We start from the raw sequence: 26,378 nt of genomic DNA, 5'->3' as shown, positions 1-26,378 counted from the left end.
GGTTTTGACACCCCCTTTCAATTATCCCGGCCCCCCCCCTCGGTTACCCCGTCTATGCGCTCCGCGGGGGTTCGTCGAAGCGATTCGACGCAGCGTTCGCCACCCTTCCGACCCCCGTGGAGGTCCCTTCAATGTCGAAGGCGCGCAGCCGAACAGTCGTGACCGCGATGGCCTTGGCAAGCGCCCTGCTCCTCGCTTCGTGCGGGAGTTCGGGCGGCTCGACAGGCGACGGCAAGACCCTCAAGCTCTGGCACTACGAAGGCCCCGACAGCGCGATGGGCATCGCCTGGAACCAGGCGATCGCCGAATTCAAGAAGACCCACCCGGGCGTCAAGGTGGAGTTCGAGGCAAAGGGCTTCGAGCAGATCCAGAAGACCGCCTCGATGGTCCTCAACTCCGATGACGCACCGGACGTGATGGAGTACAACAAGGGCAACTCCACCGCCGGACTGCTGGCCAAGCAGGGGCTGCTCACCGACCTGACCCCCGAAGTCACCAAGTACGGCTGGGACAAGCTGCTCAGCCCGAGCGTGACCACCACCAGCAGGTACAACACGCAGGGCGTGATGGGGTCGGGCGACTGGTACGGCGTCCCGAACTTCGGCGAGTACACGATGGTGTATTACAACAAGGACCTCTTCGCCAAGAACGGCGTCAAGGTCCCCACCACGCCCGAGGAGTTCACCGCCGCGCTGGCCGCCTTCAAGGCCAAGGGCATCACCCCGCTCGCCGACGCGGGCGCCGAGTACCCCGCCCAGCAGTACCTCTACCAGCTGGCGCTGACCAAGGCCGACCGCGCCTGGGTGAACGCCTACCAGCTCTACCAGGGCAAGGTGGACTTCCACGACGCGGCCTGGACCTACGCGGCGAACACCTTCGCGGACTGGGTCGCCAAGGGCTACCTCGCCAAGACCGCCAGCGGCGCCAAGGCCGAGGACGCCGGCGTCTCCTTCATCAGCGGCAAGTACCCGATCTTCTTCTCGGGCAGCTGGTGGTACGGGCGGTTCAAGACCGAGAACAAGTTCGCCTGGGGCTCGTTCCTGTGGCCCGGATCGAAACTGACCCTCGGCTCCGGCGGCAATCTCTGGGTCGTTCCCAAGAAGGCCAGGAACAAGCAACTCGCCTACGACTTCATCAACATCACCATGAAGCAGGGCATCCAGAACACCCTCGGAAACAACGGCGGCATTCCGGTGGCGGCCTCTCCCACGGCCATCACCGACCCGGCCTCGAAGACGCTGATCGAGAACTTCAACAAGATCTCCGCCGCCGACGGCCTCGCCTTCTACCCCGACTGGCCGGTGCCCGGCTTCTACGACGACCTCGTCTCCGCCGTCCAGAAACTCCTCACCGGCAGCGCGAAGCCGGACCAGGTACTGGACGAGTTGCAGAAGGCGTACGACGCGGGTGCGCCGAAGTCATGACCGCCCGACGCCACCAGCCGGCGAGCACCTACCCGCTCTACCTGATACCCGGGGCGGTCGCCTTTCTCGCGGTCATCGTCTACCCGTTCGCGCTGAACGTCTACTACAGCTTCACGAACTGGCAGGGGGTGGGCTCGCCAAGCTGGGCGGGGCTGGCCAACTACCGGCAGCTGATGAAGGATTCGCAGTTCTGGCAGTCCTTCCAGCACAGCCTCGCCATGGTGGTGGCGATGGCGGTCGTCCCCACCGTCATCGGGCTGGTGGTGGCCGCCGCCCTGTTCGACTTCGTCGCCAAGCACTTCGGGTCGAAGCTCGCCGCCGTCCTGCGGGCCTGCTTCTACCTGCCCCAGGTGCTGCCGATCACGGTGGCGGGCATCGTCTGGAGCTGGATACTCGCCCCCGAGAACGGCTCGCTCAACGAGCTGCTCAAGGCGGTGGGCCTGGGCGGGCTGCGGCAGGACTGGCTGGGTGACCCGCACTTCGCGCTGTACAGCGTGATGGCGGTCATGGTCTGGGTCCAACTGGGCTTCCCCGTGGTCATCTTCATGTCGGGCCTGCAACGCGTCGACCCGGCGCTGCACGAGGCCGCCGAACTCGACGGCACCTCCTGGTGGCAGCGGTTCTGGCACGTCACGCTGCCCCAACTGCGCCCGGAGATCTACGTGGTGATGCTCTGGTGCACCATCGCGGCGCTCAAGGTCTTCGGCGCGGTCTACGTCCTGACCAAGGGCGGGCCCGCCGACGCCACGGACGTCCCGTCGTACTTCTCGTTCGCGACCTTCTTCGAGAAGACCCAGGTGGGATACGGATCGGCGATCGCGACCGTCATGACCGTGCTCATCCTCGCGCTGACGGTGGTCGGTCTGAGCTTCCAGACCCGGGCGGAGGACGCACGGTGAACACGGTGAAGCGCTTCCCCGCGCTGACAGCGATCGCCCTGGGCGCCGTCTTCATGGTGCTGCCCCTGCTGATCGTGCTGGACAACGCGCTGAAGTCGCCCGGCGACTACTCCGCCCACGGCCCGCTCTCCTTGCCGCACGGGATCTACCTGGACGGCCTGAAGAGCTTCTGGACCCGGGTGGACTTCGGCCGGGTACTCCTCAACTCCACGCTGATCTCAGGGTCGGTGGCCCTGGCGGGCGTCCTGCTGTCGGTCCTCAACGCCTACGCGATCGGCATCGGCCGGATCAGGGGCCGCGCCTGGATACTCGCCTTCTTCGTGCTGGCGAACGTCCTGCCGCAGGAGGCCCTGGTCTATCCGCTCTACTACCTGTCCAAGCAACTCGGCCTGTACGACACCCGGTTGAGCCTGGTCATCGTCTTCAGCGTCATCCAGTCGGCGTTCGGCACCTACCTGCTGTCGTCGGTGCTGGGCGCCTTCCCCCGGGAGATCATCGAGGCGGCCCGGATCGACGGCGCCAACAGCTGGCAGGTGCTGTGGCGGATCGTGGTACCGGTCAGCCGGTCCACGCTCGGCGTCCTGATGGTGTTCTTCTTCATCTGGACCTGGAACGAGTTCCTGCTGCCGCTGGTGCTGCTGCCGTCGAACGACAACCAGACGGTGTCGGTCGCCCTCGGAGTGCTCCAGGGGCAGCGGTTGATGGACGCGACGATGACGAACGCGGCCGGCCTGCTCGGCGCGCTGCCCGCCATCGCCTTCTTCCTGGTCTTCCAGCGGACGCTGACCCGCGGCATCGCCGTGGGCGCGGTCAAGTGAGGCGAGGGGCCGCCGGCACCGCCCGCGGCCCCCGCCCTCCGCACCGCCCCGTCCGCCGCGCCACCCCGCCGCCCCGCCACACCCACCACCTTCGCCGTACCACCCCAGCCTGCCCCGCCCCACCCTGCCCGCGTGCGGGTGGCCCTACCAGGAGAGGCCCTGACGATGAAGTTCACCGACGGATACTGGCTGCTGCGCGAGGGGGTCACGGCCGCCTACCCGGCCCAGGTGCTCGACGCCACCGCCGGCGAGGGCACGTTGACCGTCCACGCGCCCACCCAGCCCGTCCGGCACCGCGGCGACCTGCTCAAGGGCCCGCTCGTCACCGTCGACTGCACCGCGCCGATGCCGGACGTGATCGGCGTCCGCGTCACGCACTTCGACGGCGGGCACCCCAGGAGCCCGCGGTTCACCGTCGCCGGCGCCGACCACGAGCCCGTCGTCGCCGTCTCCGGCAGCGAAGCCACCCTCACCTCGGGCGCGTTGAGCGTGCGCTTCGGCCGGGGCGAGGAGTGGACGATGGACTTTCTCGCCGGCGGCCGCACCCTGACCGGCAGCGGCCGGAAGTCCATGGGCTTCATGGAGACCGCCGACGGCCACCACTACGTCCGCGAGCAGCTCCGGCTCGACGTCGGCACCAGCGTCTACGGACTGGGCGAGCGCTTCGGGCCGCTGGTCAAGAACGGCCAGAGCGTCGACATGTGGAACGCCGACGGCGGCACCAGCAGCGAGCAGTCCTACAAGAACATCCCGTTCTACCTCACCGACGCCGGCTACGGCGTCTTCGTCGACGACCCGGGCCGGGTCTCCTTCGAGGTCGCCTCGGAGCAGGTCTCCCGGGTCGGCTTCAGCATCGAGGGCCAGCAGCTCCAGTACTACGTCATCCACGGCCCCACCCCCAAGGAGATCCTGCGCAAGTACACCGCCCTGACCGGCCGTCCGGCGCTCCCGCCGGCCTGGTCCTTCGGCCTGTGGCTCACCACCTCCTTCACCACCTCCTACGACGAGCAGACCGTCACCGGCTTCGTCGAGGGCATGGCGGAGCGCGAACTGCCGCTGTCCGTCTTTCACTTCGACTGCTTCTGGATGCGCGAGTTCAACTGGTGCGACTTCGTCTGGGACCCGCGGGTCTTTCCCGACCCGGAGGGGATGCTGCGCCGGCTGAAGGAGCGCGGGCTTCGGATCTCGCTGTGGATCAACCCCTACATCGCCCAGCGCTCCCCGCTGTTCGCCGAGGGCAAGGCGGGCGGCTACCTGCTCAAGCGGCCCGACGGCAGCGTCTGGCAGTGGGACCTGTGGCAACCCGGCATGGCGCTGGTGGACTTCACCAACCCCGACGCGCGCGCCTGGTACGCCGGCAAGCTGGAGGCGCTGCTGGCGATGGGTGTGGACTGCTTCAAGACGGACTTCGGCGAGCGGGTCCCCACCGACGTCGCCTACTTCGACGGCTCCGACCCCGAACGCATGCACAACTACTACGCGTTCCTGTACAACCGGACCGTCTTCGACGTGCTGCGCGAGCACCGCGGCGACGCGGAGGCCGTGGTGTTCGCCCGCTCGGCGTCGGCCGGCAGCCAGCAGTTCCCGGTGCACTGGGGCGGCGACTGCGAGTCGACCTGGGTGTCCATGGCCGAGTCGCTGCGCGGCGGGCTCTCGCTGGGCCTGTCCGGCTTCGGCTTCTGGAGCCACGACATCGGCGGCTTCGAAGGGCGGCCGGACCCGGGGCTGTTCAAGCGCTGGATCGCCTTCGGCATGCTCTCCTCGCACAGCCGCCTGCACGGCTCGTCCTCCTACCGGGCGCCGTGGCTGTTCGACGAGGAGGCGGTGGACGTGCTGCGCGCCTTCACCCGGCTCAAGCACCGCCTGATGCCGTACCTCTACCAGGCCGCCCACCAGGCGCACACCGACGGCGTCCCGGTGATGCGCGCGATGGTGCTGGAGTTCCCCGACGACCCCGGGTGCACCCACCTGGAGCGGCAGTACATGCTGGGCGGCGACCTGCTGGTGGCGCCGGTGCTCTCCCCCACCGGCGAGGTGTCGTACTACGTGCCCGACGGCACCTGGACGCATTTCAGCACCGGCGAGCAGGTCACCGGGCCGCGCTGGGTGCACGAGACGCACGGCTACCTCAGCGTCCCGCTGCTGGTGCGCCCCGGCGCCGTCGTCCCGGTCGCCGCGGCCGGCGACCGTCCGGACCGGGTCTGGGCCGACGACATGACGCTGCGGGTGTTCCGGCCGGCCGACGGCGAGCGCAGGACGGTGCGCGTGCCCCGCCCGGACGGCGGCGCCGCGGTCGAGGTCACCGTCGTCCGGGACGGGGACGCGCTACGGGCCGAGACCACCGACGCGTCGCTGCCGTGGGGCGTGGAGGTGGTGGGTGGGCCCTCGGTCCGGGCCGCGGCCGGAACGGGTACTGTCACCATCGATCTGTCCGGCTTCTGATGGAAGCCCGCAGGGTGGGCCGCCGGCCGAGGGAGTGCCATGGTCAAGATCACTGACGTCGCGGCGCACGCGGGCGTCTCGCCGAGCACCGTCAGCTACGCGCTCAGCGGCAAGCGCCCGATCTCCCAGGAGACGCGGCTGCGGATCGAGCAGAGCATCCGCGAGTTGGGCTACCGGCCGCACGCCGGCGCCCGTTCACTGGCCAGCAGCCGGGCCCGGGTGCTCGCGCTCGTGCTGCCGCTGCGCAAGGGCATGCACCTGCCGGTGGTCATGCAGTTCGCGACGTCGGTGGTCACCGCGGCGCGGGACTACGACCACGACGTGCTCCTCCTCACCCAGAGCGAGGGTGAGGAGGGGCTGGTCCGGGTCTCCGGAAGCGCCATGGCGGACGCCTTCGTCATCATGGACGTGGAGTTGAACGACCGCCGGCTGCCGCTGCTGCGCACCTTGGACCAGCCGTCGGTGCTGATCGGCTACCCGGCCGACCCGACCGGTCTGACCTGCGTCGACCTGGACTTCCAGCAGGCCGCCGAGGCCTGCGTCGACCATCTGGCGGCGCTCGGGCACCGCCGGGTCGCGCTGATCGGCTCGCACCCCGAGGTCTACGTCCGCGAGACCGGGTTCGCGCGGCGGGTGGCCACCGGGTTCACGGCGGCCGCCGACCGGCACGGCCTGCTCTCCTCCATCCACCCCTGTGTCGACACCCCGGTCGCGGCCCGCACCCTCGCCGAGCGGCTGGTGCGGGAACAGCCCGACCTCACCGGCGTCGTGGTCCACAACGAACCGATCGTGCACCCGCTCATCGACGCGCTCACCGCACTCGGGCTGCGCATCCCGCAGGACATCTCGGTCGCCGCGATCTGCCCCGACGAGATCGCCGAACCGGCCGCGACCCCGATCACGTCCGTCTCCATCCCCACCGCCCAGGTCGGCGCCCGCGCGGTCGACCTCCTGATGTCCAAACTCCAGGGCCACGAAGTCCCCGAGACCACCATCCTCCCCACCCACCTCACCCCCCGCGCCACCACGGCCCCGCCCCCGGCCCCGACCGCGACCCTGTGAGACGGTGCCGAGGTGATCACCGTCGTCGAAGGGCCGAGCGCCGCGGGCAAGAGCACCCACGCCGGCGCGTTCCGGCCGGCGCTGGTGGTCGGCGAGCACCCAGGCCACGCCACACCGGACGCGACGGCGAGCCTTGAGGAGCAGAGCGCCTTCTGGGTCCGGCAGAACGAGGCACGCTGGGCCCGCGCGCTGCGCACGCAGGCCGCGCACGGTCTCGCCGTGTGCGACACGGACCCGTTGAAGCTGCACTACGCCTGGACCCTGGCGCGCGCCGGACAGAGCTCGGCGGCGGACGCGTTCGCACACCAACTGCGCCTGACGCGGAAGGCGATCACCCGGCGCCGCCTCGGCGCCGCCGACCTCGTCGCGTGTGTCGTGCCCTCCGAGGCCGCGCTGCGGGAGCGCCGGGCCGGCGACACCACCCGGCGCCGTCGCCACTTCGAGTCGCATCTCCGGCTGGCCGGCCCCCTCGCGGAGTGGTACGCCGCGCTGGAGGCCACCGACCCCGGGCGCGTGATCCGGCACTGGCCGGAACGGACCCACCCGCTGGTGCGGCGCGCCCACTACGACGTGGATCTCTTCGACGCCTGGATGGCACGGCTCCCGAGCCTCTGAGGTCACGGGGCGCCGCAGCGGTGCGACGGGAACTCCGGCGGCCGGTCGGCGGCCGCGGTGAGCTGACGTGCCAGGTCCCGGAGGGATTGGCGTAGTTCGTCCGGACTGTGGACGGTGAAGGGCCATTCCAGGGAGGCGAGGAGCCGGGCCATGCCGTCGAGGCGGTCCGCCCGGGCCCGCATCAGGACACCGTCGGGCCGGGGCGTGAGAGTGGCGGTGCCGTTCGGCAGCCGCCGCGCGAGCTCACCGAGGGGGCCGTCGACGAGGACTTCGACCTGCCAGCGGTAGGGCGCCTGCGCAAGGGTCGCGGTGAGGTGGGCGACCGGGTCGAAGCCCGCGGGCAGGGTGAAGGTCGCGTCTCGGGGTGTGACGGAGGCGATCCGGTCGATCCGGAAGGTGCGCAGGGCGCCGCGGAGGTGGTCATGGCCGATGACGTACCAGCGCGCGTCGTGGAAGACCACGCCGTAGGGGTCGAGGACGCGTTCGCTGTGTTCCTGGCGCCAGGACCGGTAGCGCAGGGCGACGCCGTGGCGGGAGCGGGAAGCCTGAGCCAGGGTCAGCAGGACGCCGGTCGCGGGGAGTTGCGCGGTGACGGTGCCGGCGGTGAACGACAGGGCGTCGCGCATGGCGGCGAGCGGTTCCCGCACCGTCTGCGGCAGTACCCGCTCGATCTTGGCCAGAGCGCCGGCGCCGGCGGGGGCGGTGCCGCTCATGCCCGGCCGTTCTCCCGCGAGCAGGCCCAGGACGACCGCGAGGGCCTCGTCATTGGTGAGCACCAGAGGCGGCATCCGGTAGCCGCGGGCCAGCCGGTAGCCACCGTAACGGCCGCGATCGGACTCCACCGGAATGCCCAACTCCCGCAGGTGCGCCGCATATCGGCGCACGGTGCGGACGTCGGCGCCCAGCCGCTCCGCGAGTTGGGGGCCGGTGAGTCCCGGGTGGGCCTGGAGGAGTTCGAGCAGGGCGAGCACACGCGTCAGAGGGTGAGACATGGATCACTCGCAAAAGCAGGGCGGGAACTGTCCTGCATCGACCCTACGCTCCGTCCACCACCACGGATTCCACCACCTCGAACGGGAGAAGACCCATGGCTACCTTCGTACTCGTCCCCGGCGCCTGGCTGGGCGCCTGGGCCTGGGAGGGCACCACCCGCGCGCTGCGCGAGCGGGGCCACACGGTGCTGCCGGTGACGCTGACGGGACTCGGCGAACGCGTCGGCGAGGCGACTCCGGAGACGAACCTGGACACCCACATCGACGACATCGTCGCGGCCGTCGACCAGCACGGCCTGCACGATGTCACCCTGGTGGCGCACAGTTACGCCGCTGCGCCCGTCACCGGGGCCGCCGGGCGCCTGGGATCGCGGCTGGAGCGTCTGGTCCACCTCGACAGCGCCCCGCTCGCCGAGGGCATGCGCATGCTCGACCTCGTGCCGCCGCAGGTGGCCGAACAGTTGGGCAAAGAGGTCGCCGACCACGGGGAGGGGTGGCGACTGCCGCTGCCGCGCTTCGAGGCCCTCGGCTCGTTCGGCAGCCTGGACGGACTCGGCGAGGAGCAGCGCCACCTCATGCGCGCGCAGGCGGTTCCCCAGCCGTTCGGCACCTACGAGCAGCGGCTCACCGGTTCCGTCGCCGTCGGCCCCGGGGTGGATCGTGTCCTGGTCGCCTGCGACGACTTCAGGACGCTGCTGGAAGCCGGGGTGCCGATGCTGGCGTTCCTCGACCAGCCGCCGTGGCGACGAGTCGACATTTCCACCGGGCACTGGCCCATGCTGTCCGCCGCCACCGAACTCGCCGAGGCCCTCCACACGGCCGTCTCCTGACGCGCCGCGGGCCCGCGAGCCCGCGGCGCGTCCGACGCCGCCGCAGCACGTGCTCCGCCCGCTGGACGCCTGGAGCCGGCGACGGCCGGCGGAGACCCACCGGCGGACCGTTGATCCTGTGTGATCGGGCCGGGTCAGCGGGGAGACTGGTGGAGTGGACCAGACGAAGGAGATCGTGGCGCTGGTCGGGCACGTGCTGGGCCCGGCCGTCGTCGGCAGCTACCCGCACGGTTCCGCCACCCTCGGCGGTCTCCGCCCGGCCAGCGACGTGGACGTGCTGGTCGTCTCCCGGCGGCGGATGTCCGACCCGGAGCGGCGGGCGCTGCTCGACGGCCTGCTCGGGATCTCCGGGTCCCCGAACGGCGCCCGCCCGGTCGAACTCACCGTGGTCGTCCACTCCGAGGTCACCCCGTGGCGCCCCGCGCCGACCTGCGACTTCCAGTACGGCGAGTGGCTGCGCGCCGCGTACGTGGCCGGGCAGGTGCCCGGCCCGGAGCCGATGCCCGATCTCGCGCTGCTGATCAGCATGGCGCTCGCCGGCGGCCGTGCCCTCACCGGTCCGCACCCCGCGCGGGTCCTCGACCCGGTCCCGCACGCCGACCTGGTCCGGGCGAGCGTGGCCGGCATCCCCGGCCTGATCGAGGACTTGGCGGCCGACACCCGCAACGTGCTGCTGACCTTCGCCCGTATCCGGACCACGCTCGGCACCGGCGAGATCAGGTCGAAGGACGCCGCCGCCGACTGGGCGCTGGCGCGCCTCCCGCCCGAACACCGCCCCGTCCTCGAACACGCCCGGCAGCTCTACCTCGACCGCACGTACGCCGAGGAGCGGTGGAGCCCGACGCTGCGGGCGCGGGCCCGGCCGCACGTGGACCATGTGCGCGGCGAGATCGACCGGTTGCGTACCAGGGCCCCGCGCATCCAGCGGACCTAGCGGACGGGAGAGCGCGCACCCGGGGGCCGGAATCCCGACCTCGGCGCCGTTTTCCGCACGTCAGAACCCGGCCAGGTCCCCGCCGCCGGCTGCTACGGTTGGCCTGCCGGCCAGCAGGGGAACCGCGGCGGCCCGACCACCATCCGCAACGGAGCCGCCACCCATGCCGTCCACTCCCGCCCTCGCCGTGCCCTCGCCCGCGCAGATACGCGGTGCCGTCCGTGGCACGTACATCGCCTTCACCGGTTGCGGTCTCGCCTTCGCGAGTTGGGCCTCGCGGATTCCGCAGGTCCGCGACCACCTCCACCTCTCCCCCGCGCGGCTCGGCCTCGTGCTGCTCGCCATCGCCGCGGGCTCGCTGATCGCGCTGCCGATGGCCGGGCCGGTCATCCACCGCATCGGCACCAGGCGCACGGTCGCAGGCATGTCGGTGCTGCTGTCCGCGGGTCTGGCCACCGTCGCCGTCGGGTACCCCAGCGGCCCGATCCCGGTGGTGGCCGGGCTGTTCCTGCTCGGTTTCGCCACCGGCGCGTGGGACGTGGCGATGAACGTGCACGGGGCGCTGGTCGAGAGGCACCTCGGGCGGTCGATCATGTCCCGCTTCCACGCCGGCTACAGCCTCGGTACGGTCGCGGGCGCGCTGATCGGCGCGGGGATGGTCGCCCTCCATGTGCCGGTCACCGCACACCTGTTGCTGGCCGCGGCGGCCGTCGCGGTGGCCGTCCCCTGGGGGACCCGCGGCTTCGTGTCCGACCGTTCCCCGGTCGAGGAGCCGTCCGACGTGCCGTCCGGAGCGCCCTCCGGCGAGCCCGCCCCCGCCGCGCGCAGCGCCCTGGCGGCATGGCGCGAACCCCGTACGCTGCTGATCGGCGTCTTCGTGCTCGCCTTCGCCTTCGCCGAGGGCACCGGGAACGACTGGATCGGGATCGCCACCATCGACGGCTACGGCACCTCGGCGCTGGTCGGCACCCTCGCGTTCGCCGCGTTCCTGTCCACGATGACGCTCGGCCGCTGGTTCGGGCCCACGCTGCTCGACCGCCACGGCCGGGTGCCCGTCATCCGCGTGCTGGCCGTGCTCGGCATCGCGGGCACGGTGCTGTTCGTGTTCGCCCCCGCCACGCCGCTGGCGTTCGTCGGCGCGGTGCTGTGGGGACTCGGTGTCTCGCTGGGCTTTCCGGTCGGCATGAGCGCGGGGGCCGACGAGCCGCAGTACGCCGCCGGCCGGGTCAGTGTCATCGCGTCCATCGGCTACTGCGCGTTCCTCGCGGGCCCGCCCTCGATCGGTCTGCTCGCCGACCACATCACCATCCTGCGGGCGCTCACCTCCGTCGCCGTCCTCCTCGGTATCGCCGCGGCGATCACCGCGGCCGTCACCCCGCCGCAGGGCGTCGTGGCCTCCTCGCCCGCGCAGCCCGGGCAGCCTGAACAGGTCGCGCAGCCTGGGCAGCCCGAACAGGTCGCGCAGCCCGGGCAGCCCGGGCAGGTCGCCGACAGCGACAGCGCGGCCGCTTCGTGAAGGGCCGCCGGCCGCCCTCCCTACACTGGGTCGCATGCCCGAAGACGTGACGCTCGCCCCGATCGTGGTCGAACCCGACCCCAGCTGGCAGGCGCGGGGACTCGCCCTCGCCGACGAACTGCGTACTGTGCTCGGGCCGTCGGCGCGGTACGCCGAGCACATCGGCAGCACAGCGATCCCCGGCATGGCCGCCAAACCGGTCTTCGACCTGCAAGTCACCGTCGACGATCTGCGGGCGGCGGAGCGCGCGTTCGACCGGCCCCTGGCCGACCGGGGTTTCCAGCGGTCCCCCTACCAGCACGACCACGTTCCCGCCGGGCTCGACGACGACCGGGAGCGCTGGACGAAGCGGCAGTGGTCACGGCGCGGCACCGCGGGCGAGGACGTCAATCTGCACGTCCGCCTCTTCGGAGCCCCCAACGAGCGGCTCGCCCTGCTGTTCCGCGACTGGTTCCGGGCCCACCCGGAGGCGGTCCCCGGCTATGCCCGCTTCAAGAGCGTGCTCGCCGGCACCGTGAACGACGTCGGCACCTACGCCGACGTCAAGGACCCCGTGGTCGACCTCGTCATCGCGGTCGCCGAGTCCTGGGCCACCGCGACCGGTTGGACCCCGCACGCCGACGCGAGCCCCGGAGCGTAGGGGCCGAAAGAAGGACTCCCCCGCCCCGCCCCCGCCCGCCGCCGCACCTGACGCGGCCGGGAGCGCCTAGCCTGGCAGCACCCCGGAAAGGTGGTGCCATGGATGCCGACTCCCTGATCAGGGCGGCGATCGAGGAGCACTGGCGCGCCTCGGAGCGCGGCGACATCGAAGCCGAGCACGCCCTCTACGCCACCGACGCGATCCTCGACTACCCGCAGTCGGGTGAGCGGTTCCGGGGCCGCGCGACGATCGCGGCGCAACGCGGCGGGCACCCGGCCGACCGGCACTTCACCGTCCGACGGATCACCGGCCACGCCGAGTTGTGGGTGAGCGAGTGCACCATCACCTACGACGGTGTGCCGTCGTACACGGTGAGCGTCATGCAGTTCGCCGGCCGGCAGGTGGTGCACGAGACGCAGTACTTCGCCGACCCCTTCCGCGCACCGGCCGGGCGGATCGCGCTCGCCGAGCCGATGCCGGGCCGGACCATCGACGGAGCATGATCCCTGGAGACGGGTAACGAGGGTAAAGATCCTCGGCTCCGGCATATGCCGCCACCTGCCACTATGCGATATGTGAGGCGCTGGTGGGGCGGTTGCCGCCCGGCCTGGGACGCGGGCGGACATCGCGCGTGTGACGTTGGTGAAGGCGATCACAAAGTCGCCGTCTCAGGAGCACTGGTGACCTCCGGGAACGTCCACTCTCCGACGGTGAACGTCACGGTCGACTGACGCATCGGAACTGACGCGCCATCAGCGTCGGCCGCGCGAACCGGTGGCACCCAGGGCCGGCCCGCCCCGGCATCGCGCACCACGCGACCCGCCCCCGCCCGGAACCCGGGCAGGGCGCGTCGCGTGGTCGCGGCGCTCCACCCGCAGGGCGCTACACCCGCGCGGGCGGGGTGTCGGCCCCGGCGAGCAGCTCGTCGGCGATGTGGTCGGCCCAGCGCACGATCCGGTCGCGGTCGCGGAAGTCCCCGCCCTTGCCCTGGGCCAGGAGCTGGCGGGCCACGAGACCGCCGGCCCCCTCCGCGAGCCGGCCGCCGAAGGTGACGTGCTCCGCGCTGTCGACCCGCTCGGCGAGCCGGGCCACCCGCTCGACCGGCGGGATCGCCCGCGCCCCGGCGGCCCCGTCCAGCGGACCGCTGCTGAACAGCCACACCGGAACCCTCAGCAGCTCGTGCCGATGCCGCCGGACGAAGCGGACGGCGTCGCGCAGCCAGCGCCTTTCGTACAGTCCCGAGCCGAGGACGACGGCGGTGTAGTACGAGCAGTCGAGCGTTCCCCGGGCGGCCCGCACCTCGACCTCCAGGCCGCGCTCCCGCAGCCGCGCGCCGATCCACTCCGCGATCTGCGCGGTCGATCCGTTCTTCGACGCATAGCCGACGAGGACCCGATGGTCTGCGCCCATGAGCGTTCACCTCGTCCGGTCGCGCTGCCCGGTGCCTCCGCTTCCGCACTCCCCTCGTTCCGTACGCCTCTAGTTCATCATCGAACAATCGGGCTCGCGGCGCGACCGCGGCAGCAGCGCCAGGAGCTGTGCGGTGTGGCCGGGCAGTTCCGCTTCCGCCAGGCCCGTGACGAGGTCCCTGAGCGGCATCGGCCGGTCGACCAGGAGCTCGCCGTTGGACAGCAGCAACGTGGGGACCGGCGTGTCGAGTTCGGCCTCGCCGAGGGCGGGACCGGCGAGCGCGCACAGGGCGTCCGCTTGGTGGCGGACGCGGTCCCGCAGCCCCGCGTTGCCGCCGGCGCGCGCGATGGTGCGCGCGAGGGTCCAGGGGTCGAGCGCGACGCGGTTGTCGTAGGTCGCGCTCGACCCGGCGGCGACCAGGGCGACGGCGGCGAGGGTCACGGCGTTGACGAGGGTGACGTGCGCGAGGATCTGGTCGGCGTTCCACTCGCCGGCCGGCGGCACGGAACCGGCGTCAGCATCGGCATCGGCATCGGCATCGGCATCGGCATCGGCCACGGTGGCGGCATCGGCCACGGTGGCGGCCGCGTCCAGCAGGGCGCGGTAGGCGTCCCGCAGCGGGGTGGTGTCCATCATGTCCGCTTCCTTCGGTCGGTGCGGGCGGGCGGTCGGTCGGTGCGGGCCGGGTCAGGCGTGTCCGCCGGAGGACATCTCCCAGGGGGCCTGCGGCAGCACGTCGCCGGTTTCGAGCAGCGACTTGAGGTTCGCCAGCACGGCCGGCCAGCCCTGCGAGATCCCCTTGCGCATGTCCTCGTCGGGCAGATTCTCGTGGGTCACGGTGAGGCGGACGATGTCCTCGTGCGGCTCGACGAGGAAGGTGACGACCGAGGGCTCCCTGGTGGTCCGGGCGTCGGGGAGGTCCTCGAAGGTGATGACCAGGCGGGTCGGGGGCTCCGCCTCGATCACCTTGCCGACGACGTCGACGGCGCCTGATCCGTCGGTCCGCCGGTGCTCCCAGGGCGAGCCGGGCTGCCAGTCCGAGACGTTGGCGTGCCCCCAGTAGCGCGCCGTGAGGTCCGCGTCCGTCAGGGCCCGCCACACGTGCTCCGCGCTCGCGCGGATGTAGGTGACGTAGACGTAGGTCGGCACGGTCGTGGGTGCGTCGTTCATGGCGTACTCCTCTGCTCGGTTCCTGATGGCGCTGATCGCTTGCAGGCGGGGCCGGTCGAACCCCGAGATCCAGCGCTCCTCGATCTCGTGGATCGGCGTCGGGTCCAGGTAGTGCAGCCGCTCCCGTCCGCGTCGTACGACGGTCACGAGGCCGGCCCGGACCAGGACGTCGAGGTGCTGCGTCGCCGACTGGCGTGCCATGTCCAGCCGCTCGCACAGCTCGCCCAGCGTCTGGCCGTTCTGCTCGCGCAGCCGGTCCAGCAGCAGGCGCCGGGTCGGGTCGGCCAGTGCTTTGAACACCGCGTCCATCGCTCTCGGGAAGCTCACCCTCCCATTATGCAGGTATTCACCTGCATAACGCCAGCCGCGACCACCGCCGCGCCCCGCACCACCCGCGAGCCCGGCCGCGCGGCGGTGGGCGACGCCCCGCACCCCGCCCGCCCGGTGCGGTCGCCCCGATGCCCCAATCCACCACCCGGGCCGACCTCCTGACGTATCGTCAGGGCGGGACGTCCTGCCCGTCCCGTCCCCGCCCGCCGACCACCGAGGACACCGCGGATGACCACCGACATGCCCTATGCCACCGGCAGCACGTGGGACCGGATCGAACGCGCGCTCCTGGCCGCCGGACACCCGCCCGGCGGCTCCCTGAGCCCGTCCGACCTCGACTTCCTGGAGGAGTTCCACCTCCTCGGCCGCCTCGCGACCGACTCCCTGGTCCGGCTCGCGGAGGTGACCGCCGGGGACCGGGTGCTCGACGCGGGCAGCGGCGTGGGCGGCACCGCGCGCCACCTCGCGGGGCAGGTCGGCTGCCCGGTGGCGACCGTGGACCTCACCCCCGAGTACTGCGACACCGCCCGCCGGCTCAACGCGCGGACGGGCCTGGGCGACCTGATCGACGTCCGCGAGGGCGACGTGCTCGACCTGCCGTTCCCCGACGGCGCGTTCGACGTCGTCGTCAGCCAGCACGTCCAGATGAACATCGCCGACAAGGCGCGGCTGTACGCCGAGGCGTCCCGGGTCCTGGCGCCGGGCGGCCGGCTGGCGCTGTGGGACGTGGTGGCCGGCCCCGTCCGGCCGCTGCGCTTCCCCGTGATGTGGGCCGAGCGCCCGGAACTGAGCCACCTGGTGACCCCGGAGGTCCTGCGGCAGATCCTGCGGGCGGCCGGGTTCGAGGTCCGCGCGTGGAACGACCTGACGGCGGACTCGGCGGCGTTCACGCGCGCGCTCCTGGCCGAGCCGCTGCCCGCGCTCGGGCTGCAGGTGTACGTCCCGGACTTCGAGCGGAAGCTGGAGACGTATCTCGGCAACCTGGAGCAGGACCGGGCCCGGCTCCTCCAGGCGGTACTCGTCAAAACCGGCTGAGCCGCGGCCGACCGAGCCGAAGCCGGCCGGCTGCCCCGGCTGCCGCCCGGGCCGCGTGAGCCGTGTGAGCTGCGTGAGCCGCCTGGTCAGCGCCGCGGCCGCGGCCCCGTGGGCGGACCGGCCGGCGGCACGCTTGGTTAGGCTGCGGCCATGACCGAGTCGTTCCCCGCTGCGGTTCGGGGCTGGTGGCGGCCGGGCGGCCGGTATCTCCTGCGTACCGGGCGCCGCGCGCTCCTGGAGTCGTCGTACCTGCTCACCGCGCCCGTGGCCGCCGCGGCGGGCCTGCTGCTGGTGCTCGGCGGCCTGGGTGTCCGGGCGGCCGGTGCGCTGCTGCCGGGCGGGCCGCGGGTCCCGGCGTGGGCACTGGCACCGGTGCGGTGGTTCGCCGACGTGGAACGGTGGCGGATCGCCGCGGTCCGCCCCCTCCCCGCCGGGGCGCGGCGCCCGGGCGCGGGTCCGAAGGTGTCCGGGCCGAGGAAGTTCCGTCCGGAGGGGGCCGGGCCGAGGGAGACGGTCGCCGGGGCCGACCCGGGGCTGTGGCTGGAGGTGGCGCACCCGGTGGTCGTACTCCCCCTCGCCCTGGTCACCGCGGCCGTCACGGCACTGTGGTGGTTCGTCGGCGTCAGCGGCTCCACGGCCGCGCTGCGCTACCAGTACGCGCCCTCCGGGTCGCGGCACATGCGGCCCATGTCCCTGTACGCGGGCAGCGACCGCTCGCATGTCGCGTTGAGCCTGGGACTGGCGTCACCGGCCGAGCGGGCCGCGTTCGGGACCGCGCTCGGCGTCCTGGTGCTGGTCACCCTGCCGCTGGTGACGCGGGCGTGCGTCGCCGCCCAGACCGGGCTCGGGCGGTCGCTGCTGTCCGGCGCGACCGCGGTGCGCCGCCGGATCAGCGGGCTGGAGCAGGAACGCGACACCGCGCGCGCCCAGACCGTCGCCGCGGTGACGGCCGAGGCGAGCGCGCTGCGCCGGCTCGAACGCGACATCCACGACGGGCCGCAGCAGCGACTGGTGCTGCTGGCAATGGAGTTGGGCCGCGCCCAGCGCCACCTCGACAGCCGGCCGGAGGCGGTCAGGGCGGCGCTGGCCGACGCGATCGTCCAGACCCAGGAGGCGCTGGAGGAGCTGCGCGGCCTCTCGCGCGGCATCGCCCCGCCGATCCTCGTCGACCGCGGCCTGCGCGAGGCGCTCACCGCGCTGGCCGCGCGCTCCACCGTCCCGGTCGAGATCGACGCCGAACCGCTGGAGCGCCGGCTGGACGCCGCCGTCGAGACGGCCGCGTACTTCGTCGTCGCCGAGGCGCTGACCAACGTGGCCAAGCACAGCCGCGCCGGCCGGTGCACGGTCGGGCTGCGCTACGCTGCGGGCGTCCTGCGGGTCCGGGTGACGGACGACGGAGCGGGTGGCGCGGCACTGGACAAGGGGCACGGGTTGCGGGGACTGGACGACCGGTTGCACGCGGTCGGCGGCCGGCTGCGGATCAGCAGCCCCGAGGGCGGCCCGACCACGATCACCGCGGAGTTGCCGTGCTGACCCCGTACGGGACGGCGCCCGTACCGCCGCTGGAAGGCGCCGCCCGCGACCCGCTGCGGATCGTGGTGGCCGACGACGCGGTGCTGCTGCGCGAGGGCCTGGTCCGCCTGCTCGCCGAGGACGGCCACGAGGTGGTGGCCGCGGTCGGCGACGGCCCCGCCCTGGTCGAGGCCGTGCTGCGGCACCGCCCCGACGTCTCGGTCGTCGACGTGCGGATGCCGCCCACCCACACCGACGAGGGCCTGCGCGCGGCGATCACCGCCCGCTCGCAACTGCCCGGCGCCCCCATGCTGGTGCTCAGCCAGTACGTGGAGGCGTCCTACGCCGCCGACCTGCTGGCGGACGGCGCCGGCGCGGTCGGCTACCTCCTGAAGGACCGGGTCGCCCGGGTCGAGGAGTTCCTGGACGGACTGGCCCGGGTCGCCCGCGGTGCGACGGTCCTCGATCCGCAGGTCGTCGCGCAGTTGCTGACCGGGCGGCGCCGCGAGAGCGCCCTCGCGCGGCTGACCGCCCGCGAACGGGAGATCCTGGCGCTGATCGCGGAGGGCCACTCCAACGCGGCCATCGCCCGGCGGCTGGTGGTCTCCGCCAGCGCGGTCGAGAAGCACATCGGCAACGTCTTCACCAAGCTCGGGCTGCCGCCCGACGACGCCCGGCACCGGCGGGTGCTCGCGGTCCTCGCCTACCTCAGGGCCTGACCGGGCGGGGGGTGGGGCCAGCCACACCCCGGACCCTCCGGCCTGCTCCGGTGACCGGGGTCCCGCCGGTACGCGACGGTGGTCCGCATGACAGCGAGACCTCACTTCCCGGGCATGCCGCGGCGGCCCAGGACCCGGCACGGCCGGCGCCGTACACCCTTCGTCGTGGCCTTCGCGGTGGCGGCGGCCCTGCTCGCCCTGGCCGGCCTGGCCTGGATACCCGGACCGGCGCGGGCGGTACGGGCGGCCGCACCGGTCACGGCCTCGACCCCGGCCTCGACCCCGTCCTCGGCCCGTACCGACGGCGCCGAGGCCCGCCTGGTGGACCGCGTGCCCACGCCTGTCCTGCGCTGGACGGCCTGCCGCAAGACCGACGCGTGCGCGACCGCCCGGCTCCCGCTGGACTACGGCAAGCCGCTCGGCGCGACCATCGACGTGGCGCTGCTGCGGGTCGGGGCGAAGGACCCCGCGCACCGCCTGGGCACGCTCTTCGTCAACCCCGGCGGGCCCGGCGACTCGGCCAGGGACTTCGCCGCGTTGCTGCCGCAGGGCGTGAGCCAGCCGATCCTCGACCGGTTCGACATCGTCGGGGTGGACCCCCGCGGGGTCGGCGGCAGCCGGCAGATCCGGTGCTTCGGCACGGCGGCGCGGCAGGCCCGCGCGCTGGGCCCGCTCACCTCCGCCCCCTTTCCCGTGACGGCGGCCGAGCAGCGCTCCTGGGTCGGCGCCGCCGAGACGTTCGGCCGGGCCTGCGCGACCACCGGCCGGCAGGTCGCCTCGGCGATGTCCACCACCCAGGACGCCCGCGACATGGACGTGCTGCGGCGGGCCGTGGGCGACAGCAAGCTGACCTACCTCGGCGAGTCCTTCGGGTCCTACCTCGGGCAGGTCTACGCGAACATGTTCCCGGACCGGGTCCGGGCGATCGCGCTCGACGGCATCGTCGACCCGCAGGCGATCGCCGGCACAGCGGCCGGCGCGGATCAGCCGGTCTTCGACCGGATGGGCTCCGCCGCCGCCGGCTACCGCGCGCTGCACGAACTGCTCGACCGCTGCGGGCGGGCCGGGCCGTCCGTCTGCTCCTTCGCCGACGCGGACCCCCAGGCCCGGTTCGGCCGGCTGGCCGACCGGCTGCGGGCCCACCCGCTGCGCCTCGCCGCGCCCGGCGTCACCACGACCACCTACACGTACGCGAACCTGGTGCGCGACACGGAGCAGTGGCTGCACGACCCGGACGGGTACGTCGGCCTGTTCGCCGACCTGACCGACCTGGCGCGGCTCACCGCGCCCGGCGGCGCGGGCGCCGATCGCGCCGCCGTGGTCCGGCGCTTCCTCGCGCGCCACCCCGCCGCGCAGCCCGCGGCGGGCTACGACAACCGGCTCGAAGCCTTCTCCGGGAAGGTGTGCGCGGACGGTCCGCACGCCGCGCGCGCCGCGTCGTGGCCGGCCGCCGCCGCGGCGGCGGACCGTGACGCCCCGTACTTCGGGGCGTACTACGCCTGGCTGAGCGTGCAGTGCGCGGGCAGCACCTGGCCCGCGCAGGACGAGGCCGTCTACCGGGGCCCGTTCGACCGGCGCACCGCCGCGCCCGTGCTGGTGATCGGCGACCTGTGGGACCCGGTGACCAGTTACGACAGCGCGGTGAAGGTGGCCGGGCTGCTGCCCAACAGCCGGCTGGTCTCCAGCGACAGCTGGGGCCACGAGGCATTGGGGACGTCGGCCTGCGTGGACGACACGGCGTTCGGCTACCTGCTCAGGCCGCTGGCCCGCGCCCCGAAGGTCACCCACTGCCGCGGCGACGTCCAGCCCTTCGGCCCGGCGCCGTCCACCACCTGAACCGCCCGCCCGGCCCGGCCGACCTGCCCCGGCCCGTGCTCATGCCCTCAGCGTGCCTCGGCGATCAGTTCGGGCCCGTCGTTGCGGACGCTGTTGACGGTGGGCGGGACCGGGCGCAGGTCCAGGTCGCCGTCGGACGGGAGCGCCAGGAGGGCGCGCAGGTCGTCCGGGGCGTGCTGGTCCGGGTCGAGCCACTCGGCGTAGTGCTCGGGGGCGATCGTGAGGGGCATCCGGGGGTGGACCCGGCCGGAGGAGTCGGTCGCGTCGGTGGTGATGATCGTGCAGGAGACGATCCACTCCCGCTCGTCCTCCGGCAGCGACCGGTCCCGCCAGAACTCGTAGAGGCCGGCCATCGCCAGCAGCGAACCGTCGGCCGGGTGCAGGTAGTACGGCTTCTTCGCCGCCTTCCTGTGCTCGGTCGCCGGGACGGTCTCCCATTCGTAGTAGCCGTCGGCGGGGAGCAGGCAGCGCCGGGTGGCGAACGCCTTGCGGAAGGCGGGCTTCTCGTGGACGCTCTCGGCCCGCGCGTTGATCAGCTTCGCCCCCGAGGACGGCGACTTCGCCCAGGACGGCACCAGCCCCCAGCGCAGCGGGCGCAGCTGCCGGACCGGCTCGGCGGACTCCTCGCCCCTGCGTTCCACCACGCCCCACACCTGGTCGGTCGGGGCCACGTTCCAGCTCACCGCCGGCGCCTGCTCCCCCTCCCTGACCTGCACCTGGGCGGCGAACGCGGTCGCGAGATCCTGCGCGGCCCTGGCCGCGACATACCTTCCGCACATCCCTCCACCGTGCCACGCCCGCCGCCAGGTGGGGATCATCGCGCAGCCGTCCGGCGTACCCGGCGGGCCGACCGGGGTCGGACTCCCGGCGAACGGTCGATACGTGAAGGTATGACGAGACGATTGAAGCCATGGCGGTTCGGCCTGCCCCGGGTCGGGACCGCGAGGGTCACCGCGGCCGCGCTGACCCTCGCGCTCGGCGCCGGGGCGGCCCTGTCGCTGGACACCAGCGCCCACGCCCAGCCCCGCGCCGGCGGCACGCCCCTGATCGGCGAGACGTTCACCCAGGCCACCGCGCCGGACTTCACCGGTGTGGGGTCGGCCTGCCTGACCGGGGCCGCCGCCGCGCCGGCGCCGGGCCCGGGGGACCATCCGCTGGGTGGCTGCCCGGACGGGACCGGGCCGGTGCCGCCGGCCGACGGGGCGCCGCACGGCTACCTGCGGCTCACCGACGCGTCCAACGACCAGTCAGGAGCGGTCCTCTACAACCACGCGCTGCCCGCCACGCAGGGTCTCGACGTCACCTTCGACCAGTGGCAGTACGGCAGCACCACCCCGGCCACCCCCGCCGACGGCATCTCGTTCTTCCTGGTCGACGGCGACCGCGCGCTGACCCACCCCGGGGCCTTCGGCGGCAGTCTCGGCTACGCCCAGAAGCTCCCCGACGACGACCCCGCCGCCACCTTCCTGCCCGGCGTGGACGGCGGCTACCTCGGCGTCGGCCTCGACGTCCTCGGCAACTACTTCGGTGACTGGGAGCACCGCGGGAACGGCTGCGCCGACCGGTCCCCCGCCGGGACCCAGTTCCGCGTGCCGGCCCCCGGGGCCAACATGGTCACGCTGCGCGGCCCCGGCGACGGCACCGAGGGCTACTGCTTCCTGACCGCCACCACGAACAACTTCAGCACCACCGGGCCCTGGCCCTCGACCCTTCCCGGGCGGTTGCAAGGGCCCCTGACCGAGCTGCCGGCGGGCGCCACCCCGGTCCAGGCCGAGACCGCGCTCGAACCGTCGCGCCGCCGGGTCCACGTGCAGATCACCCCGGCGCCCGACCCGGTGGTGGACGTCTCGGTGGACTTCAACGACGGCACCGGCCCCCACCAGGTGCTGAGCACCCCCGCACCGCAACCGCTGCCCGCCACGTACAAGTTCGGGTTCGCGGCCTCCACCGGTCTGTTCACCGACGTCCACCTCATCCGGAACGTGGCCGTCAGCAGCGATCAGCCGCTGCCCCGGCTCGACCTGGTCAAGCAGGTGCGGCAGCCGCTGCCCGGCGACCTGGTGGCCGGCACGCGGGTCCCCTACGACTTCGTGGTCACCAACTCCGGCGGGACGGACCTCACCGGCCTCACCGTCGACGACCCGAAGACGGGTCCCGTGTCGTGCCCGACCACGACGCTCGCGCCCGGCGAGACGACGACCTGCACCGCGACATACACGGTCACCGCCGCGGACGTGGCGCACGGCTCCATCGAGAACACCGCCACCGCCAGCGGCACCTCCGACGACCAGACGGTCACGTCACCGCCGTCGTCGGAGCACGTGCCGATCGAACTGCCGCCCGGCGTCGTGGTGGAGAAGAAGGCGCAGACCCCCGGACCGTACTCCGTCGGCCAGACGGTCGAGTTCTCCTACGCCGTACGCAACACCGGCGGCACGCGGCTGACCGGGGTCCGCGTCGACGACGACCACATCACCGGCGTCACCTGCGACGCCACCACGCTCGCCCCCGCGGGGAGCCCTGACGACAGCACCACCTGCCACGGCAGCTACACCATCACCGCGGCCGACGGAACGGCCGGCTTCGTCACCAACACCGCCACTGCGAGCGGCACTTCGGACGACCGCACGGTGACCTCCCCACCGACCCAGCAGACGCTGCCGGTCGGGGCACCGCACCTCACCCTGAAGAAGCGCGTGGCGACCCCCGGCCCCTACGCCGCCGGCGACACCGTGCGCTACACCTACACCGTCACCAACACCGGCAGCACGGACCTCCACGACGTGCTGGTCAGCGACGACCGCGTCACCGGCATCACCTGCGACGCCACCACGCTGGCACCCGGGGCGAGCACCACCTGCCAGGGCAGCTACACCATCACCAAGGCCGACGCCGAGGCATGCGGGAAGGCCGAGGGGACGACCAAGGGCAAGGGCGGGGACGGCTGCGACTGCCCGGTCACCAACGTGGCCGTGGCCGCCGGGACCGATCCGCACGGCAACCAGGTCGCCAGCCGGCCCGCGAGCGTCACCATCACCGTCGGCAGCGCTCCGCACCCGCGGCCCCCGCACCACGAACCGCCGCACAAGAAGCCGTCGCACGGCAAGCCCGTCCACCGGAAGCCCGCACACCAGGACCAGCACGCGTAAGGGGCGTGCCGGTCAGGGCGGAGTGTCGCGGCCGGCGTCCGCGGGAAGTCGCAAGGTGACGCTCAGGCCGCCCTCCGTGCGGGCCGTCGCCGTGGCACTGCCGCTGTGGGCGCGGGCGACGGCCCGCACGATGGACAGGCCCAGGCCCGTGCCGTCCGGAAGGTCGCGCGGGCCGCTGCGGCGCCGGGTGCGGTCGCCGCGGTTGAACGGCTCGAACAGCTTCTCCACGTGGTCCGGTCGCAGGGCAGGCCCGTCGTTGACCACGGTGAGCCGCGCCGCGCCGTCGCCGGTCGGGGCGGCGGTGACCCGTAACAGGCCACCCGCGCTGTTGTAACGGACCGCGTTCTCCAGGAGGTTGGAGACCGCGATGCCCAGCAGCGCGATGTTCGCGAGCAGCGGGGTGGAGACGAGGTCGGTCTCCAGGCGCAGGCCCCGCACCCGGACCCGGCCGGCGACCTGGTCGAGCGCTTCCGCCGCGACGTCGGCGAGGTCGTCCTCGACCAGGTCGGTGGCGCCGCGCTCGGAGCGGGCGAGTACCAGCAGCGCGGCGATCAGCCGCTGGGCGCTGCCGGTGGCGTCCGCGACGTCGGCCGCCATGGTGCGCCACTGCGCCTCGGTGACGACGGGTTTGGCGAGGGTGACCTCGACGGCCGCCCGGGTCAGCGCCAGCGGTGTGCGCAGTTCATGGCTGGCGTTGGCGACGAACCGGCGTTGGGCGCCGAAGGCGCGGTCGAGGCGTTCGAGCATCTCGTCGAAGGTGTCGCCGAGTTCCCTGAGTTCGTCGGACGGCCCGGACAGGCGCAGCCGTTCGTGCAGGGTCGCGTCGGTGGCCTTGCGCGCGGCGGCGGTGATCTCGGCGATCGGCCGCAGCAGCCGGCCCGCGACCCACCAGCCCACCAGGGTGGACAGCGCGACGACGACCGTCAGCAGCAGCAGCGCGATGACCAGCAGGCGCGACGCCGCCGCGTCACGGATCTGGTCGGACAGGCCGACGAAGTTGTCGTGGTCGGGGTCCAGGCTGCCGGGTATCGCGGAGGCGGGCAGCGGGCGGAAGATCTCGTGGTAGAGCGCGGTGGTCATCGCCAGCACCAGGGCGCTGCCGCCGACCGTGAACAAGGCGGCGTAGGTGAGGGTGAGGCGCGTACGAATGGTCAAAGACGGCCGACGCAGCCGGCGCACCGTACGACGCAGCCGGCCGGCCGTGGGGCCGGGCGCGGTCACCGGGCGATCCGGTAGCCGGCGCCCACGAGGGTTTCGATCAGGTCGGGCGGGCCGAGCTTGCGCCGGAGCCGGTTGACGGTCACCCGTACGGTGTTGGTGAACGGGTCCGCGTTCTCGTCCCAGGCCCGCTCCAGGAGCTGTTCATGGCTGAGCACCGCCCCGTCCGCGGCCAGCAGCAGCCGCAGCACGGTGAACTCCTTGGCGGTGAGGGGCACCGGCCGGCCGCCGCGCACCACGGTCCGCTGCAACGTGTCCATCGTCAGGTCACCGCAGACCAGGGTCACTCCGTGCGATCCCTTGCGCCGGCCCAACGCCCGCACGCGCAGCGTGAGTTCGGCGAAGGAGAAGGGCTTGCCCAGGTAGTCGTCGGCGCCGAGGGCCAGCCCGTCGACGCGGTCGTCGATGCCCGACAGCGCGGTGAGCATGAGGATCATCGGCGGTTCGGCCCGGCCCGCGAGTTCCGCGCAGACCTCGTCGCCGGACCGGCCGGGCAGGTCGCGGTCGAGGATGAGGACGTCGTAGCCGCCGTTGATCTCGACCTTGGTCAGCGCGTCGTCACCGTCGTGGCTGACGTCCACCGCCATGCCCTGGTCACGCAGCCCTTCGGCTATGACGGCGGCCAGCCGCTGCTCGTCCTCGACTATCAGGATACGCATGGCCTCATCCTGTCCCCTGGCCGCTTTCCCCGGCCGCCGGCTCCCCTTCCAGGCGGATCAGGCCGGCCAGACCGGAGGTGGCGTGGATACGGCCCCGGGTGTCGACGCTCAGCGCCTGGTACGGGGTGGCGGCGGCGAGGCGGTCGAGCCAGGCACGGGCGCGCGCGGTGGTCGGCTGCGCCATCGCTGCCGCGGCATGGAGGTCGGCCCGGGCCAGGTCGGGGCCGGTCACGGTGACCTGGGTGAGGCCGCTGGCACCTGGTCCGGTCGCGGGCGCGCGGACGGAGGCGGCGCGCTCGGCGGCCTGGCAGGTGGCGACCGCTCCTTCACGGATCTCCAGCGTGGCGAGCAACCCGCCCGTCACGAGCGGGTGGGCCAGCCGCACCCGCCAGGCGGCGCCGGCGCCGGCATCGGATCGCAGCCGCAGGTCGCCGCCCGCGTTCAGGACGTGCCGGGGCAGCCCGCGGGCGGCCAGCAGCGCGCTCGCGCGTTCCGCCGCCCAGCACTTGACCGCTTCGCGCGGATCGAACCGCGGAACTCCGCCGTCCTGTCCTGTGTGTACGCGCCCGCGCCCGTTCTGACCGCGCCCGTCCTGGCCGCGTCCGTCCTCCCCGCGCCCGGCGCGGCCTCCGCCGTCCCAGGCGGCTGAAGCGCGCTCCCCGACGGCCCGCAGCGTCTCGCACAGCTCCCGCGCCTCGTGGTTCTCCCGCCCGCCGAGGTGGCCGTCGAGGTCGGCGGCTCCGAGCAGTCCCTCGCAGATCAGGCGGACCGAACTGCCCTGCCGGGGAGCGCAGATGGCCTCCTCGACGCGGTGCAGCAAGGCGAAGGCGGCCCCGGTCGCGCGGTGGAAGGTGCCGAAGTCGACGGCGTCCGGGGCCGCGATCGAGATCCTGGCGCCCAGGACGCCTTCCCTCGCGGTGCGCACCGGTCAGCGCCCGGCCGCGGAGTCGGCCGCCCGCCGGGACCGCGCGCGGGCGGCCGACGCGTACGCCGTGCCGTGCGGCGCGCCGTACACCGTGCCGGGACGCAACGTTCCTCGCAGCGGCCGTCGCAGCGGCGGCACGGCCCGGGCGCGGTGCCGGCCGTCCGGACGGCTGAGCGCACCACTCGTCCTCGTCATGGCAGCTTCTTCCAGCAGGCGGGCTGGTTGCCCGTCCACTGTTCCCGC

The 26,378-nt window shown here is 73.2% G+C and carries 25 protein-coding genes; 16 read left to right on the top strand and 9 right to left on the bottom strand.

The window, feature by feature from the left end; genetic code table 11:
* The first annotated feature begins 131 nt into the window (after window positions 1-131).
* The 6 genes from AB0399_RS25605 (at window position 132) to AB0399_RS25580 (ending at window position 7,260) form a co-directional block, all read left to right on the top strand.
* Window positions 132-1,424: an extracellular solute-binding protein gene (locus tag AB0399_RS25605; protein WP_366412936.1), complete on the top strand. Its 1,293-nt coding sequence runs from the start codon at window positions 132-134 to the stop codon at window positions 1,422-1,424.
* Window positions 1,421-2,323, top strand: a complete 903-nt coding sequence (locus tag AB0399_RS25600) for a sugar ABC transporter permease (RefSeq protein ID WP_366412935.1) — start codon at window positions 1,421-1,423, stop codon at window positions 2,321-2,323. Before AB0399_RS25605 ends, AB0399_RS25600 begins: the two co-directional genes overlap by 4 nt.
* A gap of 53 nt (window positions 2,324-2,376) precedes the next feature.
* Complete coding sequence (locus AB0399_RS25595) at window positions 2,377-3,141, top strand: carbohydrate ABC transporter permease (protein ID WP_329374520.1); 765 nt, start codon at window positions 2,377-2,379, stop codon at window positions 3,139-3,141.
* A gap of 165 nt (window positions 3,142-3,306) precedes the next feature.
* Window positions 3,307-5,583, top strand: coding sequence for an alpha-xylosidase (yicI, locus tag AB0399_RS25590; RefSeq protein ID WP_366412934.1), 2,277 nt, complete (start codon window positions 3,307-3,309; stop codon window positions 5,581-5,583).
* Window positions 5,584-5,622: 39 nt separating this feature from the next.
* The gene (locus tag AB0399_RS25585) at window positions 5,623-6,645 is read left to right on the top strand and encodes a LacI family DNA-binding transcriptional regulator (protein WP_366412933.1); all 1,023 of its coding nucleotides are present in this window, start codon (window positions 5,623-5,625) and stop codon (window positions 6,643-6,645) included.
* A 12-nt stretch (window positions 6,646-6,657) separates the two neighbouring features.
* Window positions 6,658-7,260, top strand: coding sequence for a hypothetical protein (locus tag AB0399_RS25580; RefSeq protein WP_366412932.1), 603 nt, complete (start codon window positions 6,658-6,660; stop codon window positions 7,258-7,260).
* Window positions 7,261-7,262: 2 nt separating this feature from the next.
* On the opposite strand, the gene AB0399_RS25575 is transcribed toward AB0399_RS25580, so the two are convergent.
* The gene (locus AB0399_RS25575) at window positions 7,263-8,252 is read right to left on the bottom strand and encodes a YafY family protein (protein ID WP_366412931.1); all 990 of its coding nucleotides are present in this window, start codon (window positions 8,250-8,252) and stop codon (window positions 7,263-7,265) included.
* 95 nt (window positions 8,253-8,347) lie between these two features.
* On the opposite strand from AB0399_RS25575, the gene AB0399_RS25570 reads away from it, so the two are divergent.
* The 5 genes from AB0399_RS25570 (at window position 8,348) to AB0399_RS25550 (ending at window position 12,675) form a co-directional block, all read left to right on the top strand.
* Window positions 8,348-9,082, top strand: coding sequence for an alpha/beta fold hydrolase (locus AB0399_RS25570; RefSeq protein ID WP_366412930.1), 735 nt, complete (start codon window positions 8,348-8,350; stop codon window positions 9,080-9,082).
* A gap of 154 nt (window positions 9,083-9,236) precedes the next feature.
* Window positions 9,237-10,016 (top strand): aminoglycoside adenylyltransferase family protein, encoded by a 780-nt coding sequence (locus AB0399_RS25565; RefSeq protein WP_366412929.1) that lies wholly within the window; start codon window positions 9,237-9,239, stop codon window positions 10,014-10,016.
* A 163-nt stretch (window positions 10,017-10,179) separates the two neighbouring features.
* Window positions 10,180-11,532 carry an MFS transporter gene (locus AB0399_RS25560; protein ID WP_366412928.1) on the top strand — a complete coding sequence of 451 codons (1,353 nt, stop codon included), beginning with the start codon at window positions 10,180-10,182 and terminating at the stop codon, window positions 11,530-11,532.
* Between the two features lie 34 nt (window positions 11,533-11,566).
* The gene (locus AB0399_RS25555) at window positions 11,567-12,172 is read left to right on the top strand and encodes a GrpB family protein (RefSeq protein ID WP_366412927.1); all 606 of its coding nucleotides are present in this window, start codon (window positions 11,567-11,569) and stop codon (window positions 12,170-12,172) included.
* Between the two features lie 98 nt (window positions 12,173-12,270).
* Entirely contained in the window at window positions 12,271-12,675 is a 405-nt protein-coding gene (locus tag AB0399_RS25550; RefSeq protein WP_329372434.1) for a nuclear transport factor 2 family protein, read from the top strand.
* A gap of 379 nt (window positions 12,676-13,054) precedes the next feature.
* Here the strand turns inward: AB0399_RS25550 and AB0399_RS25545 are convergent, their stop codons facing one another.
* From AB0399_RS25545 to AB0399_RS25535, 3 genes are all read right to left on the bottom strand, one after another.
* Window positions 13,055-13,582 carry a flavodoxin domain-containing protein gene (locus tag AB0399_RS25545; RefSeq protein WP_366412926.1) on the bottom strand — a complete coding sequence of 176 codons (528 nt, stop codon included), beginning with the start codon at window positions 13,580-13,582 and terminating at the stop codon, window positions 13,055-13,057.
* A 69-nt stretch (window positions 13,583-13,651) separates the two neighbouring features.
* Window positions 13,652-14,218: a hypothetical protein gene (locus tag AB0399_RS25540; RefSeq protein ID WP_366412925.1), complete on the bottom strand. Its 567-nt coding sequence runs from the start codon at window positions 14,216-14,218 to the stop codon at window positions 13,652-13,654.
* A gap of 51 nt (window positions 14,219-14,269) precedes the next feature.
* Entirely contained in the window at window positions 14,270-15,061 is a 792-nt protein-coding gene (locus AB0399_RS25535) for a metalloregulator ArsR/SmtB family transcription factor (protein WP_329374519.1), read from the bottom strand.
* Window positions 15,062-15,310: 249 nt separating this feature from the next.
* Here AB0399_RS25535 and AB0399_RS25530 point away from each other — a divergent pair, with 249 nt between their 5' ends.
* From AB0399_RS25530 to AB0399_RS25515, 4 genes are all read left to right on the top strand, one after another.
* Window positions 15,311-16,117: a methyltransferase domain-containing protein gene (locus AB0399_RS25530; RefSeq protein WP_366412924.1), complete on the top strand. Its 807-nt coding sequence runs from the start codon at window positions 15,311-15,313 to the stop codon at window positions 16,115-16,117.
* Window positions 16,118-16,267: 150 nt separating this feature from the next.
* The gene (locus AB0399_RS25525) at window positions 16,268-17,650 is read left to right on the top strand and encodes a sensor domain-containing protein (protein WP_366412923.1); all 1,383 of its coding nucleotides are present in this window, start codon (window positions 16,268-16,270) and stop codon (window positions 17,648-17,650) included.
* Window positions 17,651-17,703: 53 nt separating this feature from the next.
* Window positions 17,704-18,348 (top strand): response regulator transcription factor, encoded by a 645-nt coding sequence (locus tag AB0399_RS25520; RefSeq protein ID WP_329374517.1) that lies wholly within the window; start codon window positions 17,704-17,706, stop codon window positions 18,346-18,348.
* A gap of 87 nt (window positions 18,349-18,435) precedes the next feature.
* On the top strand, window positions 18,436-20,184 hold the full coding sequence (locus tag AB0399_RS25515; RefSeq protein ID WP_366412922.1) for an alpha/beta hydrolase: 1,749 nt from the start codon (window positions 18,436-18,438) through the stop codon (window positions 20,182-20,184).
* Between the two features lie 47 nt (window positions 20,185-20,231).
* Here AB0399_RS25515 and AB0399_RS25510 read toward each other — a convergent pair whose 3' ends face one another.
* Window positions 20,232-20,963, bottom strand: a complete 732-nt coding sequence (locus AB0399_RS25510; protein ID WP_366412921.1) for an SOS response-associated peptidase — start codon at window positions 20,961-20,963, stop codon at window positions 20,232-20,234.
* Window positions 20,964-21,074: 111 nt separating this feature from the next.
* On the opposite strand from AB0399_RS25510, the gene AB0399_RS25505 reads away from it, so the two are divergent.
* Complete coding sequence (locus AB0399_RS25505) at window positions 21,075-23,333, top strand: hypothetical protein (RefSeq protein ID WP_366412920.1); 2,259 nt, start codon at window positions 21,075-21,077, stop codon at window positions 23,331-23,333.
* A gap of 12 nt (window positions 23,334-23,345) precedes the next feature.
* On the opposite strand, the gene AB0399_RS25500 is transcribed toward AB0399_RS25505, so the two are convergent.
* The 4 genes from AB0399_RS25500 to AB0399_RS25485 form a co-directional block, all read right to left on the bottom strand.
* Entirely contained in the window at window positions 23,346-24,488 is a 1,143-nt protein-coding gene (locus AB0399_RS25500; RefSeq protein ID WP_366412919.1) for a HAMP domain-containing sensor histidine kinase, read from the bottom strand.
* 62 nt (window positions 24,489-24,550) lie between these two features.
* Entirely contained in the window at window positions 24,551-25,210 is a 660-nt protein-coding gene (locus AB0399_RS25495; RefSeq protein WP_329372416.1) for a response regulator transcription factor, read from the bottom strand.
* Between the two features lie 4 nt (window positions 25,211-25,214).
* A complete protein-coding gene (locus AB0399_RS25490; RefSeq protein ID WP_366412918.1) occupies window positions 25,215-26,135 on the bottom strand; it encodes an FAD:protein FMN transferase in 921 nt (306 codons plus the stop codon).
* Window positions 26,136-26,138: 3 nt separating this feature from the next.
* Window positions 26,139-26,330 (bottom strand): hypothetical protein, encoded by a 192-nt coding sequence (locus AB0399_RS25485; RefSeq protein ID WP_366412917.1) that lies wholly within the window; start codon window positions 26,328-26,330, stop codon window positions 26,139-26,141.
* Window positions 26,331-26,378: the final 48 nt, after the last annotated feature.

Origin of the sequence: Streptomyces sp. NPDC088194 (assembly GCF_040702025.1) — a bacterium.
Classification (GTDB): Bacteria; Actinomycetota; Actinomycetes; order Streptomycetales; family Streptomycetaceae; genus Actinacidiphila.
The sequence above is the reverse complement of the archived record's forward strand: the minus strand, read 5'-3'. Positions and strand labels throughout refer to the sequence as shown.

What these genes read in the sequence shown, in the direction of transcription:
- AB0399_RS25605 (WP_366412936.1), top strand. Translation starts at nt 132, where the DNA reads ATGTCGAAGGCGCGCAGCCGAACAGTCGTGACCGCGATGGCCTTGGCA.
- AB0399_RS25600 (WP_366412935.1), top strand. Translation starts at nt 1,421, where the DNA reads ATGACCGCCCGACGCCACCAGCCGGCGAGCACCTACCCGCTCTACCTG.
- AB0399_RS25595 (WP_329374520.1), top strand. Translation starts at nt 2,377, where the DNA reads ATGGTGCTGCCCCTGCTGATCGTGCTGGACAACGCGCTGAAGTCGCCC.
- yicI (WP_366412934.1), top strand. Translation starts at nt 3,307, where the DNA reads ATGAAGTTCACCGACGGATACTGGCTGCTGCGCGAGGGGGTCACGGCC.
- AB0399_RS25585 (WP_366412933.1), top strand. Translation starts at nt 5,623, where the DNA reads ATGGTCAAGATCACTGACGTCGCGGCGCACGCGGGCGTCTCGCCGAGC.
- AB0399_RS25575 (WP_366412931.1), bottom strand. Translation starts at nt 8,252, where the DNA reads ATGTCTCACCCTCTGACGCGTGTGCTCGCCCTGCTCGAACTCCTCCAG.
- AB0399_RS25570 (WP_366412930.1), top strand. Translation starts at nt 8,348, where the DNA reads ATGGCTACCTTCGTACTCGTCCCCGGCGCCTGGCTGGGCGCCTGGGCC.
- AB0399_RS25560 (WP_366412928.1), top strand. Translation starts at nt 10,180, where the DNA reads ATGCCGTCCACTCCCGCCCTCGCCGTGCCCTCGCCCGCGCAGATACGC.
- AB0399_RS25555 (WP_366412927.1), top strand. Translation starts at nt 11,567, where the DNA reads ATGCCCGAAGACGTGACGCTCGCCCCGATCGTGGTCGAACCCGACCCC.
- AB0399_RS25550 (WP_329372434.1), top strand. Translation starts at nt 12,271, where the DNA reads ATGGATGCCGACTCCCTGATCAGGGCGGCGATCGAGGAGCACTGGCGC.
- AB0399_RS25545 (WP_366412926.1), bottom strand. Translation starts at nt 13,582, where the DNA reads ATGGGCGCAGACCATCGGGTCCTCGTCGGCTATGCGTCGAAGAACGGA.
- AB0399_RS25540 (WP_366412925.1), bottom strand. Translation starts at nt 14,218, where the DNA reads ATGATGGACACCACCCCGCTGCGGGACGCCTACCGCGCCCTGCTGGAC.
- AB0399_RS25535 (WP_329374519.1), bottom strand. Translation starts at nt 15,061, where the DNA reads ATGGACGCGGTGTTCAAAGCACTGGCCGACCCGACCCGGCGCCTGCTG.
- AB0399_RS25530 (WP_366412924.1), top strand. Translation starts at nt 15,311, where the DNA reads ATGACCACCGACATGCCCTATGCCACCGGCAGCACGTGGGACCGGATC.
- AB0399_RS25525 (WP_366412923.1), top strand. Translation starts at nt 16,268, where the DNA reads ATGACCGAGTCGTTCCCCGCTGCGGTTCGGGGCTGGTGGCGGCCGGGC.
- AB0399_RS25515 (WP_366412922.1), top strand. Translation starts at nt 18,436, where the DNA reads ATGACAGCGAGACCTCACTTCCCGGGCATGCCGCGGCGGCCCAGGACC.
- AB0399_RS25510 (WP_366412921.1), bottom strand. Translation starts at nt 20,963, where the DNA reads ATGTGCGGAAGGTATGTCGCGGCCAGGGCCGCGCAGGATCTCGCGACC.
- AB0399_RS25505 (WP_366412920.1), top strand. Translation starts at nt 21,075, where the DNA reads ATGACGAGACGATTGAAGCCATGGCGGTTCGGCCTGCCCCGGGTCGGG.
- AB0399_RS25495 (WP_329372416.1), bottom strand. Translation starts at nt 25,210, where the DNA reads ATGCGTATCCTGATAGTCGAGGACGAGCAGCGGCTGGCCGCCGTCATA.
- AB0399_RS25485 (WP_366412917.1), bottom strand. Translation starts at nt 26,330, where the DNA reads ATGACGAGGACGAGTGGTGCGCTCAGCCGTCCGGACGGCCGGCACCGC.